This window comes from Limimonas halophila (genome assembly GCF_900100655.1).
In the GTDB taxonomy this organism is placed as follows: Bacteria; Pseudomonadota; Alphaproteobacteria; order Kiloniellales; family Rhodovibrionaceae; genus Limimonas; species Limimonas halophila.
In genome coordinates, this window is record NZ_FNCE01000002.1 from 24873 (window position 1) to 41338 (window position 16466).

The 16466-nt window shown below is 69.6% G+C and carries 13 protein-coding genes and 1 tRNA gene; 5 read left to right on the forward strand and 9 right to left on the reverse strand.

What is annotated here, in order from left to right; all coding sequences use genetic code 11:
* Positions 1–66: 66 nt before the first annotated feature.
* The 4 genes from sufB to BLQ43_RS03125 all read right to left on the reverse strand — a co-directional run bounded on the left by sufB (position 67) and on the right by BLQ43_RS03125 (position 5534).
* Positions 67–1524, reverse strand: a complete 1458-nt coding sequence (gene sufB, locus BLQ43_RS03110; RefSeq protein WP_090018677.1) for a Fe-S cluster assembly protein SufB — start codon at positions 1522–1524, stop codon at positions 67–69.
* Positions 1525–1597: 73 nt separating this feature from the next.
* Entirely contained in the window at positions 1598–2065 is a 468-nt protein-coding gene (locus BLQ43_RS03115) for an SUF system Fe-S cluster assembly regulator (protein ID WP_090018678.1), read from the reverse strand.
* An 86-nt stretch (positions 2066–2151) separates the two neighbouring features.
* On the reverse strand, positions 2152–3297 hold the full coding sequence (locus tag BLQ43_RS03120) for an MFS transporter (protein WP_090018679.1): 1146 nt from the start codon (positions 3295–3297) through the stop codon (positions 2152–2154).
* 317 nt (positions 3298–3614) lie between these two features.
* Positions 3615–5534, reverse strand: coding sequence for a DEAD/DEAH box helicase (locus BLQ43_RS03125; RefSeq protein WP_090018680.1), 1920 nt, complete (start codon positions 5532–5534; stop codon positions 3615–3617).
* 330 nt (positions 5535–5864) lie between these two features.
* On the opposite strand from BLQ43_RS03125, the gene BLQ43_RS03130 reads away from it, so the two are divergent.
* Positions 5865–6557, forward strand: a complete 693-nt coding sequence (locus tag BLQ43_RS03130; RefSeq protein ID WP_090018681.1) for an alpha/beta fold hydrolase — start codon at positions 5865–5867, stop codon at positions 6555–6557.
* A gap of 40 nt (positions 6558–6597) precedes the next feature.
* On the opposite strand, the gene parE is transcribed toward BLQ43_RS03130, so the two are convergent.
* From parE to BLQ43_RS03145, 3 genes are all read right to left on the reverse strand, one after another.
* Complete coding sequence (gene parE / locus BLQ43_RS03135; RefSeq protein WP_090018682.1) at positions 6598–8589, reverse strand: DNA topoisomerase IV subunit B; 1992 nt, start codon at positions 8587–8589, stop codon at positions 6598–6600.
* 131 nt (positions 8590–8720) lie between these two features.
* On the reverse strand, positions 8721–10130 hold the full coding sequence (glnA, locus tag BLQ43_RS03140) for a type I glutamate--ammonia ligase (protein WP_090018683.1): 1410 nt from the start codon (positions 10128–10130) through the stop codon (positions 8721–8723).
* A 180-nt stretch (positions 10131–10310) separates the two neighbouring features.
* Complete coding sequence (locus BLQ43_RS03145) at positions 10311–10649, reverse strand: P-II family nitrogen regulator (protein WP_090018684.1); 339 nt, start codon at positions 10647–10649, stop codon at positions 10311–10313.
* Between the two features lie 368 nt (positions 10650–11017).
* On the opposite strand from BLQ43_RS03145, the gene BLQ43_RS03150 reads away from it, so the two are divergent.
* Positions 11018–11094: transfer RNA gene (locus BLQ43_RS03150), tRNA-His, on the forward strand.
* A 113-nt stretch (positions 11095–11207) separates the two neighbouring features.
* Here BLQ43_RS03150 and BLQ43_RS03155 read toward each other — a convergent pair.
* Positions 11208–11615 (reverse strand): hypothetical protein, encoded by a 408-nt coding sequence (locus BLQ43_RS03155; protein ID WP_090018685.1) that lies wholly within the window; start codon positions 11613–11615, stop codon positions 11208–11210.
* A 151-nt stretch (positions 11616–11766) separates the two neighbouring features.
* The gene (locus BLQ43_RS03160; protein ID WP_090018686.1) at positions 11767–12039 is read right to left on the reverse strand and encodes a hypothetical protein; all 273 of its coding nucleotides are present in this window, start codon (positions 12037–12039) and stop codon (positions 11767–11769) included.
* Positions 12040–12230: 191 nt separating this feature from the next.
* Between BLQ43_RS03160 and BLQ43_RS03165 the strand changes: the two genes are divergently transcribed.
* The 3 genes from BLQ43_RS03165 (at position 12231) to BLQ43_RS03175 (ending at position 16365) form a co-directional block, all read left to right on the forward strand.
* Positions 12231–13769 (forward strand): SPOR domain-containing protein, encoded by a 1539-nt coding sequence (locus BLQ43_RS03165; RefSeq protein WP_090018687.1) that lies wholly within the window; start codon positions 12231–12233, stop codon positions 13767–13769.
* Positions 13770–13812: 43 nt separating this feature from the next.
* Positions 13813–14781 carry a zinc metalloprotease HtpX gene (locus tag BLQ43_RS03170; protein WP_090018688.1) on the forward strand — a complete coding sequence of 323 codons (969 nt, stop codon included), beginning with the start codon at positions 13813–13815 and terminating at the stop codon, positions 14779–14781.
* A 72-nt stretch (positions 14782–14853) separates the two neighbouring features.
* A complete protein-coding gene (locus BLQ43_RS03175) occupies positions 14854–16365 on the forward strand; it encodes an NAD(P)H-hydrate dehydratase (protein WP_090018689.1) in 1512 nt (503 codons plus the stop codon).
* Positions 16366–16466 lie beyond the last annotated feature (101 nt).

Genomic DNA, 16466 nt, shown 5'->3' on the forward strand with positions numbered 1-16466 from the left:
CGCGCCCCCGCGAGCCCGTGCGGCCCCGGAAGCGCGCGTGTGTGTTCGGTGGCCGGTGCCGGCGCGTTAGCCGACGCTGCCCTCCAGCGAGATGCCGACCAGCTTCTGCGCCTCGACGGCGAACTCCATGGGAAGCTGCTGCAGCACCTCGCGGGCGAAGCCGTTGACCACGAGGGCGACGGCCTGCTCCTCGGAAAGGCCGCGCTGGCGGCAGTAGAAGAGCTGGTCCTCGCTGATCTTCGAGGTCGTGGCCTCGTGCTCCACGCGGGCGCTGCGGTTGCGGCTCTCGATGTAGGGCACGGTGTGCGCGCCGCAGGTGTCGCCGATCAGCAGGCTGTCGCACTGCGTGAAGTTGTGGGCGTTCGCCGCCTTGGGCGAGACGCGCACCAGGCCGCGGTAGGTCTGGTCCGCCTTGCCGGCCGAGATGCCCTTGGAGACGATCCGCGACTTGGTGTTCTTGCCAAGGTGGATCATCTTCGTGCCGGTGTCGGCCTGCTGATGGTTGTTGGTGATGGCGATGGAGTAGAACTCGCCCACCGAGTTGTCGCCCTGCAGGATGCAACTCGGGTACTTCCAGGTGATGGCCGATCCCGTCTCCACCTGGGTCCACGAGATCTTGGATTTGTCGCCCCGGCAGGCGCCGCGCTTGGTGACGAAGTTGTAGATGCCGCCCTGGCCGTCCTCGTCACCAGGGTACCAGTTCTGCACCGTGGAGTACTTGATCTCGGCGTCGCCGAGGGCGACCAGCTCAACCACGGCGGCGTGCAGCTGGCTCTCGTCACGCTGGGGCGCGGTGCAGCCCTCCAGGTAGCTGACGTAGCTGCCCTCGTCGGCGATGATGAGCGTGCGCTCGAACTGTCCGGTGTTTTCCGCGTTGATGCGGAAGTAGGTGGACAGCTCCATGGGGCACTTCACCCCCGGCGGCACGTAGACGAAGGAGCCGTCGGTGAAGACCGCGCTGTTCAGCGTGGCGAAGAAGTTGTCCGAGTAGGGCACGACGCTGCCCAGGTACTTCTTTACCAGCTCGGGATGGCTCTGAATGGCCTCCGAGATGGAGCAGAAGATGATCCCGTGCTCTTCCAGCTTCTGCTTGTAGGTCGTGGCGACCGAGACGCTGTCGAACACCGCGTCCACGGCGACCCCGGCCAGCATCTCCTGCTCGCGCAGCGGGATGCCCAGCTTCTCGTAGGTCTCCAGAAGCTTGGGATCGACCTCGTCCAGGCTCTGCGGCGCGTTGTCCTGGCCCTTGGGCGCGGCGTAGTAGTAGGCGTCCTGGAAGTCGATGGGCGGCACGTTGACCTTCTGCCAGGACGGGTGCTTCATCGACAGCCAGTGCCGGAACGCCTTCAGGCGCCACTCCAGCATCCACTCCGGCTCGCCCTTCTTCTGGGAAATGAACCGGATGATGTCCTCGTTGAGGCCCTTCGGGGGACGCTCCTCGTCGATCTCGGTCACGAAGCCGTACTTGTACTTCTGGCTCGTGACCTCCTGGACCTGCTCGACCGTGTCAGCCGTGGCAGCCATTGTGTCTCTCCCGATTGTCGCGCGGTGCGCGAGGCCCGCACGTTGGCGCTTGTCGATCCGTGTGGCCGCGGCGTCAGCCGGCTTGACCGGCGGTGACCGTGGCGTGGTCGTCGTCGGACCCGGACAGCGAGGGCACCGAGTCCTCGATCATTTCCGCGAGGCTGACCTGCGTCAGCGCGTCGTGGATGGCCCGATTCACCTTGTTCCAGGCCCCGCGCATGGGGCAGATTCCCTCCGCCTCGCAGCAGCCCGGCGCGGTGTCCACGCAGGCGGTTAGGGCGATCGGCCCTTCAAGCGCCTGCACGATCTCGGCGACGGATATCTCGGCGGCGGGCCGCGTCAGCGCGTAGCCGCCGGCGGCACCGCGGTGGGAGTCCACGATGCCCTCGCGCGTGAGCGTGTTGAGCACCTTCGCGACCGTGGGCAGCGGCACGCCGGTGGACCGCGCGATGCGTTGCGCGCTTTGCAACGCACCGTCGGGCGGACCCAGCTGCGACATGACCACCACCGCGTAGTCCGTCAGGCGGTTGAGTCGGAACATCGCGCGGCCTCGATAGCCTGGGCTGTGAAATCCAGAGCGATCTCGTCTGGTATCACCACATAAAGGCTGTGGCGCAGAAATCAAGCCTAGACTGGGTGGGGGTTGCGGACCGCCGCCAGCGTGATCGCGAGGGCCGCGCCGCTGGTGCCGGCGGCCAGGAGGAAGGCCGTGCCCCCGGCAAGGTCGTACACCCAGCCGGCCGTCAGGGTCATCAGCCCCATGGCGAGCCCACCCGAGACGGCGGCGTAGACGCCCTGGGCGGTGGTCTGCAGGCCCGCCGGCGCATGGCGGGTGAGGAAGTACATCGCGCCCAGGTGGGCCGCGCCGAAGGTCAGCCCGTGCAGCCACTGCACCGCCGCCAGCGCGGGTACGCTGGTCGTCGCCGCGAGGGTGGTCCAGCGCGCGAGGCCGCCCACCCCCGCTGCCAGCAACAGCCCGCGCGGACCCAGCCGCGCCACGGCGGCGCCGCCGACGGCGAAGAGCAGGATCTCGGCCACCACCCCTTCCGTCCACAGCCACGCGACGACGGGTGGCGCGATCCCGGCGGCTTTCCAGTGCACGGCGGAAAACGCGTAGTAGGCGGCGTGGCTGGCCTGAAGGCACGCGCCGGCAGCCAGGAAGGCAAGGTACTGCCGGTCGCGGAGCAGGGCGGTAACCGGCGCGCGCCGGCTGCGGTCGGCGGGCCGCTCCGCCGGTGGCAGCACCGGCGCCGCCAGGACGATCGCGACAAAGGCGAGCAGCACAGCTACCGGGATCAGGTCGGGCCCATGGCCCGCGAGGCTTTCGCCGATCCCGAGCACTCCGGCGATGAAGGCCAGCGAACCCCACAGCCGCAGCCGTCCGTAATCGAGCCCGCCCGCCGCCACCGCGGCCATCGTCTGGCTCTCGCCGAGCGGGATGACGGCCTGGAAGCTCGCGAACAGCAGCAGGTGGCAAACCAGGATGGGCCAGAAGCCCGTGGCGCTTTGAACGGCGACGGCCCCGATGGCGGCGAGTGCGGCCAAACCGGCGATCACGCCGCGGCGGCGGCCCAGGCGGTCGGCGAGATGTCCGGCGACGGGGTTGGCCGCGCTCTTGGCCCAGGTGCCCAGCGCCATCAGCGTGCCGATGGCCGCCGGCGAGAGGCCGCGATGGTCCAGATAGACCGGCCAGAACGGCAGGAAGATACCGAGCGCGAGAAACACGGCCGCATAGAACGCGGCGAAGGGCAGGGCAGCGCGCAGCCGCGTCATGGCGTTCCGGTGGCGAGGGCCGGTATGGCGGGAATGGCCGCCCCGCGGCGGAGCGCGGGCCGCCCCCGGGCGTCACACCGGGATTTTATACCGTCGAGTTGATGAAATCATCGACCCTAACCCCCTCTATTATCTCCCCCTTGCACGCCACAGGCGTGCCACTGCGTGTGGCGCGCCTGCGGCGCGCGAGGCGAGCGAAGCTCGCCTGTCCCCCTTACAGAGGCAAAGCGGGAGATGGGTTTTCGGGCGTCAGTCCGAAACCCAGCAGGGGATGGGGCTATGCTCTCGCAGCGTATGATTTCATTGGCTCGCGGGTATTACAGCGTTGCGGACTCGGGCACCGGCTTGAGCAGGAAGGCCGGCGTGTGATCGCCGAAGGGCTTGGACTTGCGGCCGTTCGGCACCTGCTCACCCACTTTGGATTCCCGCTGACGCTCGGGCAGCGTGGACCCCGGCTGCTGCGGCGCCGACTTGGCGGTCTTGCCGCCCTTGCCCTTGCCCTTGGCGGCCTTGTCCGGCTTGTCCTGAGTCGTGTCCGGCTTGTCCTGCGCCTTGGCCTCGCGCTCGGCCGGCTGGGCGTCCCCGTCCTCGGGCTGTCCGTTCGCCGCCTGCGCGGGCTCGCTGTCCGCCTCGACGGGCTGCGCCGCGGCTTCAGCCGTGTCGCCGCCGTCCGCCTGCTGCTGACGGCCCTTGGTGCGCCGACGGCGACCGCCGCGCGTGCGGCGGCTTCGGCTGCCGGCCTTGGCCTTGTCCTCGCCGTCGGCTTGCGCGGCGGTGTCGGTTTCGGCATTCGCCTCGGCGGCGGCCGGCGCCGCGTCCCGCGCCGCCGCCGCAGCGCGCTGCTCGCCGGCCGTGTCCGCCGGTTGCGAGGCCTCGACGGACGCGGCCTCCGCCGGCGCGGGCTCGCCTGCACCGTCGGTCTGAGCCGTGGCCGCGGCTTCCGGCTCGCCGGTCTGCTGGGTGTCCGCCTCGGCGGTCTCGGGTTGCTGCTTGCGGCGGCGGCTGCGGCGGCGCTTGCTGCTCTTGCCGCCGTCCTTCTGCTTGCCCGCGTCCGCGTCCTTGGTCTTGGCGCCGTCGCTCTGGATGGGGCCCTCGACCTCGTCGCGGCCGAGCACACGCACGTCGGCCAGCTCAACCGGCGGGATCTCGCCGCCGAGCGTCTTTTCGATCGTCGCCAGGGTCTTGGCGTCGGCCGGGGTGGCCAGCATGAACGCCTTGCCCGAGCGGCCGGCGCGGCCCGTGCGGCCGATGCGGTGGACGTAGTCCTCGGCGTTGTTGGGCACGTCGTAGTTCAGGACGTGGCTGCAATCCGGGATGTCCAGCCCGCGCGCGGCGACGTCGGAGCACACCAGCAGCTTGCTGTGCCCCTGGCGGAAGCGCTCCAGCGCCTCCATGCGCGAGCCCTGATCCATGTCGCCGTGCAGCTCGTCGACGGACAGCTCGCGCTTCTTCAGCGCCTGCGCCAGCGAGCCCACGTCGCGCTTGCGGTTGCAGAAGATCAGCCCGCGCTCGGGCTGTTCGCTGTCCAGCAGGCTGTTCAGGGCCTTGCGCTTGTGCTGACCGGGGCAGCGGATGAGGCCCTGCGTCACCGTCTCGGCCGCCGAGGCGGGCGGGGTCACCGACACCTCCTTGGGATTGATCAGGAATCGCTCGGCCAGCTTCCGGATTTCCTTCGGCATCGTGGCCGAGAACATCAGCGTCTGCTTGATGGGCGGAAGCAGTTTGACCAGCCGCTCGATGTCCGGGATGAAGCCCATGTCGAGCATGCGGTCGGACTCGTCGATGACGAGGATTTTCACGTCGGCGAGCAGGATGCGCCCGCGATCGAAAAGGTCGAGCAGGCGGCCCGGGGTGGCGATCAGCACGTCGACGCCGCGGTTGAGCTTCTTTTCCTGCTCGCTGATGGAGGTGCCGCCGATCAGCAGCGCCTTGCTGAGCTTGTGGTTCTGGCCGTACTTGTCGAAGCTTTCCGCCACCTGCGCGGCCAGTTCGCGCGTGGGGGCCAGGATCAGCGAGCGCGGCATGCGCGCCTTGGCCCGCCCCTCGGCCAGCACGTCGATCATGGGCAGCGTGAAGGAAGCGGTCTTGCCGGTGCCCGTCTGGGCGCAGCCCAGGATGTCGCGCCCGCGCAGAACGTGCGGGATGGCCTGCTGCTGGATGGGCGTCGGCTCGGTATAGCCGGAATCGGAAAGCGCCCGGAGAAGCTCGTCGCTGAGCCCCAGTTCCTCGAATGTCATGCGCCGGTTCGTGCGCCCTTTCTGTTGATCGCCGCCGACCGCATGGGCGATCCGTTCATATCAGTCCGGTATCGTCCAAACGTTCCCGCGTGGGACTTGCCATCCGATCGGCGTACGCGAACGGGATGCGAGACTAAGCGGAAAATGTGGTCGGGAGGATAAAGGGTCAACCACCCGTGTCAATTACACGCGGATGACCGCACATCCCGGCTGAAAAGCCGCGTGCCCGCGGCCATACGGCGCGTCGGTGTTGCGCGCCGGTGGTTGCCGTGCTCGGCTGTGCGAGGTGTTTTCCCACCACTGCCATCCGTGAACCAGCCATCGGGGACCATGACGCCCATCGTTTTTCTGCCCGGCCTGCTCAACGACGCGGCCCTGTGGTCGCATCAAGTCGCGGGACTGGCCGACATCGCTGCGCCGCAGGTGGCCGACCTGACGCGCCACGACACCGTCGCCGACATGGCCGCGGCCACGCTCGCCCAAGCTCCGGATCGCTTCGCGCTCGCCGGTTTGTCGATGGGCGGCTACGTCGCCTTCGAGATGCTGCGCCAGCAGCCCGAGCGCATCACGCGCCTGGCCCTGATCGATACGCGCGCGAGCCTGGACAGCCCGGCGGAGACGCAGCGCCGCCAGGGCTTTGTGCGGCTGGCGCGCACCGGCAAGTTCAAGGGCGTCACGCCGCGCCTGCTGCCGGCGCTGCTGGACGAAGCGAACCTCAACGACGAGACGCTCACGCAAACCGTCACCGGCATGGCGCAGCGCGTGGGGCGCGAGGCCTTCATCCGCCAGCAAACGGCGATCATGCACCGGCCCGACAGCCGGCCGCTGCTGCCCGCGATCGACAAGCCGACGCTCGTGGTGTGCGGCCGCAACGACGCGCTGACCCCTGTGGTCGAGCACGAATTCATGGCCGAGCGGATCCCCGACGCCGACCTCGTCGTGCTGGCGCGCGCCGGCCACCTGGCCCCGCTGGAGCGGCCCGCCGCCGTCACCAACGCCCTGCGCGGGTGGCTGACGGGATAGGCCCGGCCGGCCGCCTCACACCGTCAGGGCAGGGCCTGGCTCACACGTCCAGCGTGTCGCTCTCCACGAAGCGGGCGCGGTCCTGGATGAAGGTGAAGCGCGCCTCCGGGCTGCGGCCCATCAGCCGGCCCACGAGCTGTTCGGTTTCCGAGGCGTCGCCGCTGGGATCGGGCGAGCTGTGGTCGGCGATGGTGACGCGCAGCAGCGTGCGGCCCTCCGGCGACATCGTGGTGGCGCGCAGCTGCTGCGGCGGCATCTCGCCCAGGCCCTTGAAGCGGCTGACCTCGACGGAGTCGGGCTTTTTGAACCGCTCGGCCAGCAGCTCGTCCTTGTGCGCCTCGTCGCGGGCGTACATCACCGTCTTGCCGTCGCTCAGGCGGTAGAGCGGCGGCTGCGCCAGGTACAGCCGGCCCGCGCGCACCAGCGGTTCCATCTCGCGGTAGAAGAAGGTCATCAGCAGCGAGGCGATGTGGGCGCCGTCCACGTCGGCGTCGCACATCACGATGACGCGCTCGTAGCGCAGCTTTTCCGGGTCGCACTGGCCCCGCGTGCCGCAGCCGAGCGCTTGGGTGATGTCGTTCACTTCCTGGTTGGCGCGGCGCTTGTCGCCCGAGGCGCTCTCCACGTTCAGGATCTTGCCCTTGAGCGGCAATACCGCCTGGGTTTCGCGGTCGCGCGCCTGCTTCGCCGAGCCGCCGGCGGAATCGCCCTCGACCAGGAAGATCTCGGTGCCGTCCCGGCGCGAGCGGCTGCAGTCCGAAAGCTTGCCGGAAAGCCGGGGCTTGCGGGAGGCGTTCTGGCGCTTCTGCTCGCGCTCCTTGCGCCGGCGCTGGCGCTCCTCGCTGCGCTCGACGATGCGCTCCAGCAGGGCGCGGCTGCGCTCCGGCCGGGCCGCGAGCCAGTGATCGACGTGGTCCTTCACCGCCTGCTCGACCAGCTTCGTCGCGTGCGAGGACGCCAGCCGCTCCTTGGTCTGGCCCTGGAATTCCGGGTTGGGGATGAAGAGCGACAGCAACACGCAGGCGCCGCCGAGCGCGTCCTCGGCCGTGATGTTGCCGGCCTTCTTGACGTTCGCGATCTCGCCGTAGGTCTTCAGCCCGCGCACCAGGGCGTTGCGCAGCCCGGTCTCGTGCGTGCCGCCCTGCGGCGTGGGCACGGTGTTGCAGTAGGAGCTGGCGAAGCCTTCCTCGTCGCGCGGCCAGGCGATGGCCCACTCCACGCTGCCCTGGCCGTCGGGCAGCTCGGCGCGCCCGGCCAACGGCTCCGCCGTCAGCGTCTCGCGGTCGCCGATCTGCGCGGTGAGCGCGTCGCGCAGGCCGCCGGGGTAGTAGAGGTCGGCGCTGTCGGGGCAGGTGGCCGCGTCGGTTTCCGTCAGCAGCTCGCCGGCGCAGCGCCAGCGGATCTCCACGCCGGCGTAGAGGTAGGCCTTGGCCCGCGCCATGCGGTAGAGCGTGGCCGGGCGGAAATGGGCGTGATGGAAGATCTCGGCGTCGGGCACGAAGGTGATCGTCGTGCCGCGCCGGTTGGGCGCGCTGCCCACCTCCTCCAGCCCCGTCACGGGCGTGCCGCGGCGGAAGGTCTGACGGTAGAGACGGCGGTTGCGCGCCACCTCGACGGTCAGCTCGCTGGCGAGCGCGTTCACCACGGAGATACCCACGCCGTGCAGGCCGCCCGCCGTGGCGTAGGCCTTGGCGTCGAACTTCGCGCCAGCGTGCAGGGTGGTGAGAATCACTTCCAGCGCCGAGCGCTCGGGCGCCTTGGGGTGCGGGTCCGTGGGGATGCCGCGGCCGTTGTCGTGGATCGTCACGACGTTGCCGGGCGCCACGGACAGCTCGATGCGCGAGGCGTGGCCGGCCACGGCCTCGTCCATGGCGTTGTCCAGCACCTCGGCGACGAGGTGGTGCAGGGCGCGCTCGTCCGTTCCGCCGACGTACATGCCGGGGTGACGGCGCACGGGCTCCAGGCCTTCCAGAACCTCGATGTCGGCGGCGCTGTAGGCCAGTTCGGGCTGGGAATCGTCGGGTGCGACCATGCGCGCGAACGTACGGTGCTCCCGCGCGCACCGCAACAAACGGCGTTCGCGGAAAATGCGCCCGGGGCGCATAAAAACGGGGCCGCGCGATGTGGGCGCGGCCCCCGAAAAACGCGCAGTAAGCGGGGCGCTTACACGCTGTAGTACATGTGGAACTCAATCGGGTGGGGGCTGGTCTCGAAGTTCGTGACCTCCTCCCACTTGAGCTCCAGGTAGCCCTCGATCTGGCTCTTGGTGAAGACGTCGCCCTGCGTCAGGAAGTCGTGATCCTGCTCCAGGGCTTCCAGCGCCTGCCGCAGCGAGCCGGCGACGTTCGGCACGCCCTGCAGCTCTTCCGGCGGCAGGTCGTAGAGGTTCTTGTCCATGGCCTCGCCCGGGTGGATCTTGTTGCGGATGCCGTCCAGGCCGGCCATCAGCATCGCCGAGAACGCCAGGTAGGGGTTGGCGGACGGATCCGGGAAGCGGACCTCGACGCGCTTGGACTTCGGCGAGTTGCTGTGCGGGATGCGGCACGCGGCCGAGCGGTTGCGGCCCGAGTAGGCCAGCAGCACCGGCGCCTCGAAGCCCGGGACCAGGCGCTTGTAGCTGTTGGTCGTCGGGTTGGTGAAGGCGTTGAGCGCGCGGGCGTGCTTGATGAGGCCGCCGATGTAGTGGAGCGCGGTTTCGCTCAGGCCGGCGTACTGCTCGCCCGCGAACGTGGGCTTGCTGTCCTTCCACACGGACTGATGGACGTGCATGCCCGAGCCGTTGTCACCGAAGACGGGCTTGGGCATGAAGGTCGCCGTCTTGCCGTAGGCGTGCGCAACGTTGTGCACGACGTACTTGTAGATCTGCATGTTGTCGGCGCAGCGCACGAGCGTGTCGAAGTTCACGCCCAGCTCGTGCTGGGAGGGGGCGACCTCGTGGTGGTGCTTCTGCACCTCCAGGCCCATCTCCTCCATCACGGTCGTCATCTCGGCGCGCAGGTCGGTGCCCGCGTCCACCGGCGGAACCGGGAAGTAGCCGCCCTTCACGCGCGGACGGTGGCCCAGGTTGCCGCCCTCGAAGTCCGCGCCCGACATGTACGGGCCTTCCTCGGACTGGAACTCGTAGAAGCACTTGTGCATCTCGGTGCCGAAGCGGACGTTGTCGAAGACGAAGAACTCCGGCTCCGGCCCGAAGACCGCCTTGTCACCAAGGCCGGTCTGGCGCAGGTAGGCTTCGGCGTTCTTGGCCGTGGTGCGCGGATCGCGCTCGTACGGCTGGCCGGTGCTCGGCTCCAGCACGTCGCAGAAGAGGATCAGCTGCGGCTGCGCCGCGAAGGGATCCATCGTCGCGGTGCTCAGGTCGGGCTGGATGTTCATGTCCGACTCGTTGATGACCTTCCAGCCCTCGATCGAGGAGCCGTCGAACATGATGCCCTCTTCGAGGGTATCCTCGTCGATCTGGCTGCTGTGCAGCGAAAGGTGCATCCACTTGCCGCGCGGATCGGTGAACCGCAGGTCGACGTACTGGACGTCGTTGTCCTTAATCATTTGTTGGACTTGTTCGAGACTGCTCATGGTCGTCCCCGTCTTGGCTCGCGTGGTTCTTTCAGACGTGGACAGCGGATGGACCCGGGCCCGTCCGCTGTCGTGAAGGGGTGAACGGCTGTCGGCCCTGCGGCTGCCGGGAGGCCGGCGGCGGAATGCCGCCATCGCCGGCCGCCCCGGACGGTCCGGGCGCGGGCTGCCGGTGGTTGGTCAGACCGCGTCCGGGCCGCGATCGCCGGTGCGGATGCGCACCGCATCGTCGATGGTGGAAACGAAGATCTTGCCATCGCCGATGCGGCCCGTCTGGGCGGCCTGCTGGATGGCTTCGACCGTGCGCTCGACGAGCGCGTCGTCGAGAACCACCTCGACCTTCACCTTCGGCAGGAAGTCCACGACGTACTCCGCACCACGGTAGAGTTCCGTGTGACCCTTCTGCCGGCCGAAACCCTTGGCCTCGATCACGGTGATGCCCTTGATGCCGACTTCGTGGAGGGCATCCTTCACTTCGTCGAGCTTGAAGGGCTTAATGATCGCTTCGACCTTTTTCATCGCTCGGATCCGCCCTCGTTTGCGTGCGTGAAGCGCCAGCGGCGCGGTCCGCTTCCCGTGCACCACGGGCCGGACGTCACCGGCGCGGCGTGCATGGCTGTGCTCAGGAGCAGCAAGCAGCGTGCCAAGCGGGACAATCCGCCGTGTGCCGCGACTTTGGCGCCTGGGCGTCGCCGTGCGACCGGTCGGGCCTGCTCATGTTTTAAGCAGGGTGCCGAGCGGGCGTGCAGCCATCGGTGCTGCTACAGGTGATGCCTGCCGTGCGGGGCGCGATCAAGTGGCATCAACACGGCGCATGGCTTTCAGGGGAGAACGAATTCTTGACGGGCGGTGCGCCGGTGGTTACGTGCTGCACCACCGGTTCGGTGGTGGGCGTAGCTCAGCCGGTCAGAGCGCACGGTTGTGGTCCGTGAGGTCGAGGGTTCGAATCCCTCCGTCCACCCCACCTTTTTCCTCGCCGATTGCCATTCTCGCGAAAGCTCGGTTCCTGACCGCGAGCAACAGCTGTGGGAGAGGTTGCCACGGCCGCGGAAGCGCGCAAAAGCGCGGCCAATCCGGTCACTTGGTTTTTGTGATAAGGTCCCAGAGCGCCTTGCGTGCCCGGGGACTGATGCCGAGCACCACACCGGCCGCGAACGCGCCGCCAGCCACGGCCGGCGCATGTTTGCGAAGCGTGGGCTGCAAGTCCCTGAAAAGGGCGAGAAGCGTGCCGATGTCGTCACCGCCGGCGCTGCTGGGCTTTGCCGGCTTGCGCGGCGCCGTGAACGCGCGCGCGAGCAGGAAGAGAATGGCCATCAGGATCAGGGCGAGAACGCCGAGGATCGCCGCGGCGGCAGCCGGTGGAACCATGCCAGCGAGGACCTGGTAGAGCGCCGCCGCGAGCAGCCCGATGCCGCCGAGCCCCACCAACACGCCGAGCAGCGCGAACGTCAGCCCGAGCAGGACGTGCGTCAGCCGATCGACCATGGCGGGCGCTCCCGTGTGCTGCTGATGGCCCAGGGGCCGGGGGTACAGGGCCGTGGCGTGGCGGAAAATGCGGGAAGCCGCCGGAGCGCGCGCCGCGCCCCGGCGGTTATCCTGTCCCGATCGCGACTGCGGATGTGCTGTCCCGCACGGCTTACCGGCGGGACTGCAGCAGCAGGCCCGTGATCAGACCGCCGGCAAAGGCTGCGAGCACGCTGACCAGGGGGCGGGCCTCGACCTGGGTCTCTAGCGCGCGCTCCGCCTGGATGGCGCGCTCGCGCGCGGACCCCGCGGACTCGCGCAGCCGGGCGTAGGCGGACTCCCCGCGGCTCGCCGCCAGGTCCTTCACGCTGTCCGCGACGTTGCTGAGATCCTCGCGCAGCTGGCTAACTTCGCTGCGGAGCTTGTCGACATCCTCGTCCGCCATGGCACGCACCTCCCGTTGTGTTGTGGCAACGAACTCCAAGCAACACGTGGCAAAACCCGGCGGCGGGTTCAAGACGGCAGGTTTTCACATTGGGGCAGCGGTCATTAACACTTTGTTGGGCCGTCGTGCTTATCCTTCCGGCCCGTCGCGCCGACAGGCCCGGCGTGCAGCAAGCCCAGCGGAATCCAACCATGCGAGCGCACCTGGTCACCGCCGTCGTTGCCATCGTGATGGCCGCCCCGCTGGCCCGGCCGGCCGCGGCGGGCCCGTACGCGGAAGGGTATCGCGCCTTTCAGGCCGGGGACTACGTCCGAGCGCGCGAGGCCTGGAAGCCGCTGGCCGAAGACGGCAAGGTCCGCGCCCAATATGGCCTCGGCGTCATCCACGAGCGCGGGGCGCAGGGCAAGCCGGACCTGAAAGCGGCCGCGCGCTGGTACACGAAAGCCGCCGATCAGGGCCATCCCGGGGCGCAGAACAACCTCGCGCTGCTGTACGCGCAGGGCAACGGCGTGCAACAGGACCGCGCCAAGGCGGTCAGGCTGTGGAAGCAGGCCGCGAAAGCCGGGCACCTGATGGCGCAGTTCAACCTGGGGCTGGCCTACTACCGCGGGCGCGGCGTGGCCGAGGATCAGGCCGCGGCGCTCGACTGGTTCCGCAAGGCGGCCCGCAGCGGGCTGCCCAACGCGCAGTACGCGCTCGGGCAGATGTACCGCCTGGGCATTGCGGTGCCGAAGAACGAGGGCAAGGCGCTCGCCTGGTACACCCGCGCCCAGAACCAGGACTACACCAAGGCCGCAAAGATGGCGGCCAGCCTGCGCAAGGAAGGCGTGACGCCAAGCGAGATCGAGTCCGTGCGGACGGCTGACAGCTCGACCGACACCAGCCGGACGGCGAGTGGCTCGCCCAGCAGCACCGCCAACGGCAACGGCACGGAGGGCAACGGCACGGAGGGCAACGCCACGACGGCAGATCGCGCGACGGAGGCCGCGGACTCGGCCGATGCGGTCATCGCCAGCACGGAAGAAGGGTTGTCGCAAAGTCAGGACGGCCCGCAGCAGCAGGCGCACGCACAAACCGAAGGCGGCGAAACGGTTACCCCCGGCGCTGACGACGCCAGCGAGGACACTGTCAACGGAACGGCGACGGAAGCCGCCAGTGGCTCGCCCGGGCAGGCCGAGACGCCGAGCAATGGTACGGCGACCGGCGAGTCCGGCGACGACGGCGAGCCGTCGGTGGAGCAGGCAGCGGCGATAGAGGCTAACACAGCCGGGAACGGAGAGGCCGACGGCGGCATCGCGTCGAGCGAGCCGGCGCAGACGCAGCAGGCAAGCGCAGATGACACCGCCGAGACTTCAACCGGTGGCGATACCAATGGGACGGCGGAACCCCAGGCAGCCACCACCGAGGCGGTGGCCGAGGACGGCGGCAGTGATGCTGACGGCCAGGATGGGACGGCGAAGAACCCGAAGGATGGGGTGCGCGTCTGGCTCGGTTCGCTGCAGACCCGCAAGGGCGCGGCCAAGCACTGGTCCAACATGCGCGAGCAGTTCCCGCAGATCCTCAGCAGCGCCGACGTCCACTACCAGAAGATCCAGCTGGACGAGCAGGGCACCTTCTTCCGCGTGCTGGCCGGTCCCTATGCGGACAAGACGGCGGCCAAGGACATTTGCCGCGCCATGAAGGCCAAGAAGGACGGCGCCTTCTGCCAGGTCCACCGCCCGGACGTGTGATCGGCGCCTTGTTTCCCGCCGCAGTGTGGCCACCTGAACAGGTATGCCGCCACGCTTCACCATCGACACTGAGCGCATCGAAGCCAATCGGCGCCGGAACACGTGGCACGCCATCGTCCTGATCGCGGCCATGGTGGCCCTGGTGGCGGCCGTCGGATGGTTTTTCGCTGGACCGTACGGGCTGGTCTGGATCGTTCTTCTGGCGACCGTGATGTTCGCCATCGGCCCGCGGCTGTCCCAGCGGGTGATGCTCCAGATCTACGCGGCATCGCCCCTCAGTCGGCGGCAAGTGCCGCTGCTTTACGACCTCACGGACGAGTTGCGCGACCGGCTGGACCTGCGGCGCGACGTCCGGCTGTTCTACATTCCCAGCCGGCTGATGCTCGCGTTCACGGTGGGCGGGCGCGAAGAGGTCAGCGTCGCCGTCAGCGACGGGCTGCTTCGCGGGCTGACGGGGCGCGAGCTCTCGGGCGTACTGGCGCACGAGCTGAGCCATGTGGCCCACGGCGATCTGCAGCTCATGGCGCTGGCGGATTTCGTCACCAAGGCGACGCGAACGATGGCGCTCGTGGCGATGCTGCTGATCGCCATCAACCTGCCGTACATCATGGAGGAGAACGTGGCGATCCCGTGGCCGCCGATCGCGCTGCTGGCGGTCGCGCCCATGGTGAGCCTGCTGCTCCAGCTCGGGCTGTCGCGGGCGCGGGAGTACGACGCCGACGTCAGCGCGGCCTACCTCACAGGCGATCCGGAGGGGATTGCCAGCGCACTCCAGAAGATGGAGGCACAGCAACGGCGCCACTGGGAAACCCTCCTCGGCCGCAGCGGCACCATCAAGGAACCCTCGCTGCTGCGCACGCACCCGGATACCGAGGAGCGGGTGCGCCGCCTGGGCGAGTTGGCCGTGCCGCGCGACGAGGAGCTGCCCGAGATCCCCGACGATCTGGAGCCCCCGGGCGACGGCCCTGTGCGCCGCAAGCCCAGCCGCCGCATGCACGGCTTCCGCTACTGACGTGGCCGCGTTCGGGCCATGCCGGTTATCGTTCGGCGAAGACGGTGATTCGCCGCCGACGGGGGCCTGGCGATGCGCGCGCGCTGTGAGTTGCTGACCACCGATCAGATGTACCGCGCCGACCGCGCCGCCATGGACGGCGGCGTGTCGGGTGTGACCCTCATGGAAAACGCGGGCCGGGCGGTCGCCCACACGCTCGACGGGCGCGTGCCGCGCGGACGGGTCACGGTGGTGTGCGGGCCCGGCAACAACGGGGGCGACGGCTTCGGTGCGGCCCGCCATCTGCGCGCGATGGGCTGGCACGTGCGCGTGGCGCTGCTTGGTGAGACGAGCAAACTCAAGGGCGATGCCGCGCACCACGCGGGTCTGTGGGACGGGACGGTCGAAGATCTCAGCCCCGACGTGCTGGCCGATGCCGACGCCGTGGTCGACGCGCTCTTCGGGGCGGGGCTGACGCGGCCGCTCGAGGGGGCGCCGCAAGCGGTCGTGGCGGAGGTTAACCGGCGCGGCCTGCCGACGGTCGCGGTCGACGTGCCCAGCGGCGTCCGGGGCGACGACGGCAGCGTGCTCGGCGATACGGCCGTGCGCGCCTTTGCCACCACCACCTTCTTCCGCAAGAAGCCGGGCCATCTGCTGCTGCCCGGCGCCGAACTGTGCGGCGAGGTGGAGCTGGCGGACATCGGCATTCCCGAGCATGTGCTCGATGCCATCGCGCCGCAGACGGTGGCGAACGACCCGGCCGTGTGGGGCGCGCACTGGCCCTGGCGCGAGCGCGCGGCGCACAAGTACCGCTACGGCCACGCCGTGGTGTTCGGCGGCGCCACGACCACCGGTGCCGGCCGGCTGGCCGCCCATGCGGCGCTTCGCGCGGGGGCGGGCCTGGTGAGCGTCGCCGCGCCGCGCGAAGCCCTGCCGGTGTACGCGGCGGAATCGGCCAGCCTCATCACCGTGCCGCTCGAGGCCGAGGCCGCGGCCGCCGACATCCTGGCCGACGCGCGCCGCAACGCGCTGCTTCTCGGCCCCGGCGCCGGGGTCACCCAGACGACGGAAGCCCGGGCCCGGGCGCTGCTGGCGAGCGGCCGCAGCGTGGTGCTCGACGCCGACGCGCTGACGGTGTTCGAAGGCCGCCGCGAGGCCATCGCCGCCGAACGCGCGGGAACGGCCGTGTTGACGCCGCACGAGGGCGAGTTCCGCCGTCTGTTCCCCGAGCTCGACGGCGACAAGCTCACCCGCGCCCGCGCGGCAGCCGCGGAGACCGGCGCGGTGGTCGTTCTCAAGGGCTCGGACACCGTGATCGCCGCCCCGGACGGCCGCGCCGCGATCAACGCCAACGCGCCGCCGGAACTGGCAACGGGCGGTGCCGGCGACGTGCTGTCGGGCATCGTGCTGGGCGCGCTGGCGCAGGGCCTGCCGGGCTTCGAGGCCGCATGCGCGGGTGTGTGGCTGCACGGGCAGGCGGCGCAGGGCTTCGGCCCCGGCCTGATCGCCAGCGACCTCCCGCCGCGGCTACCGGGGGCCTTGCAGGCGTTGGCGCGCCGTCAGCCCGGTTCGCTCCCGAAACGGCATGGCCGTCAGGCCGGTTAACCGCGTGTTTACGCTGCGTGCGACATCGTATCCCGGCATGCATGGTTCCGGCCCGGTTGCTTTCGGCTGCTGTGGCGGGACGCCATGCCCCGACCGGCATG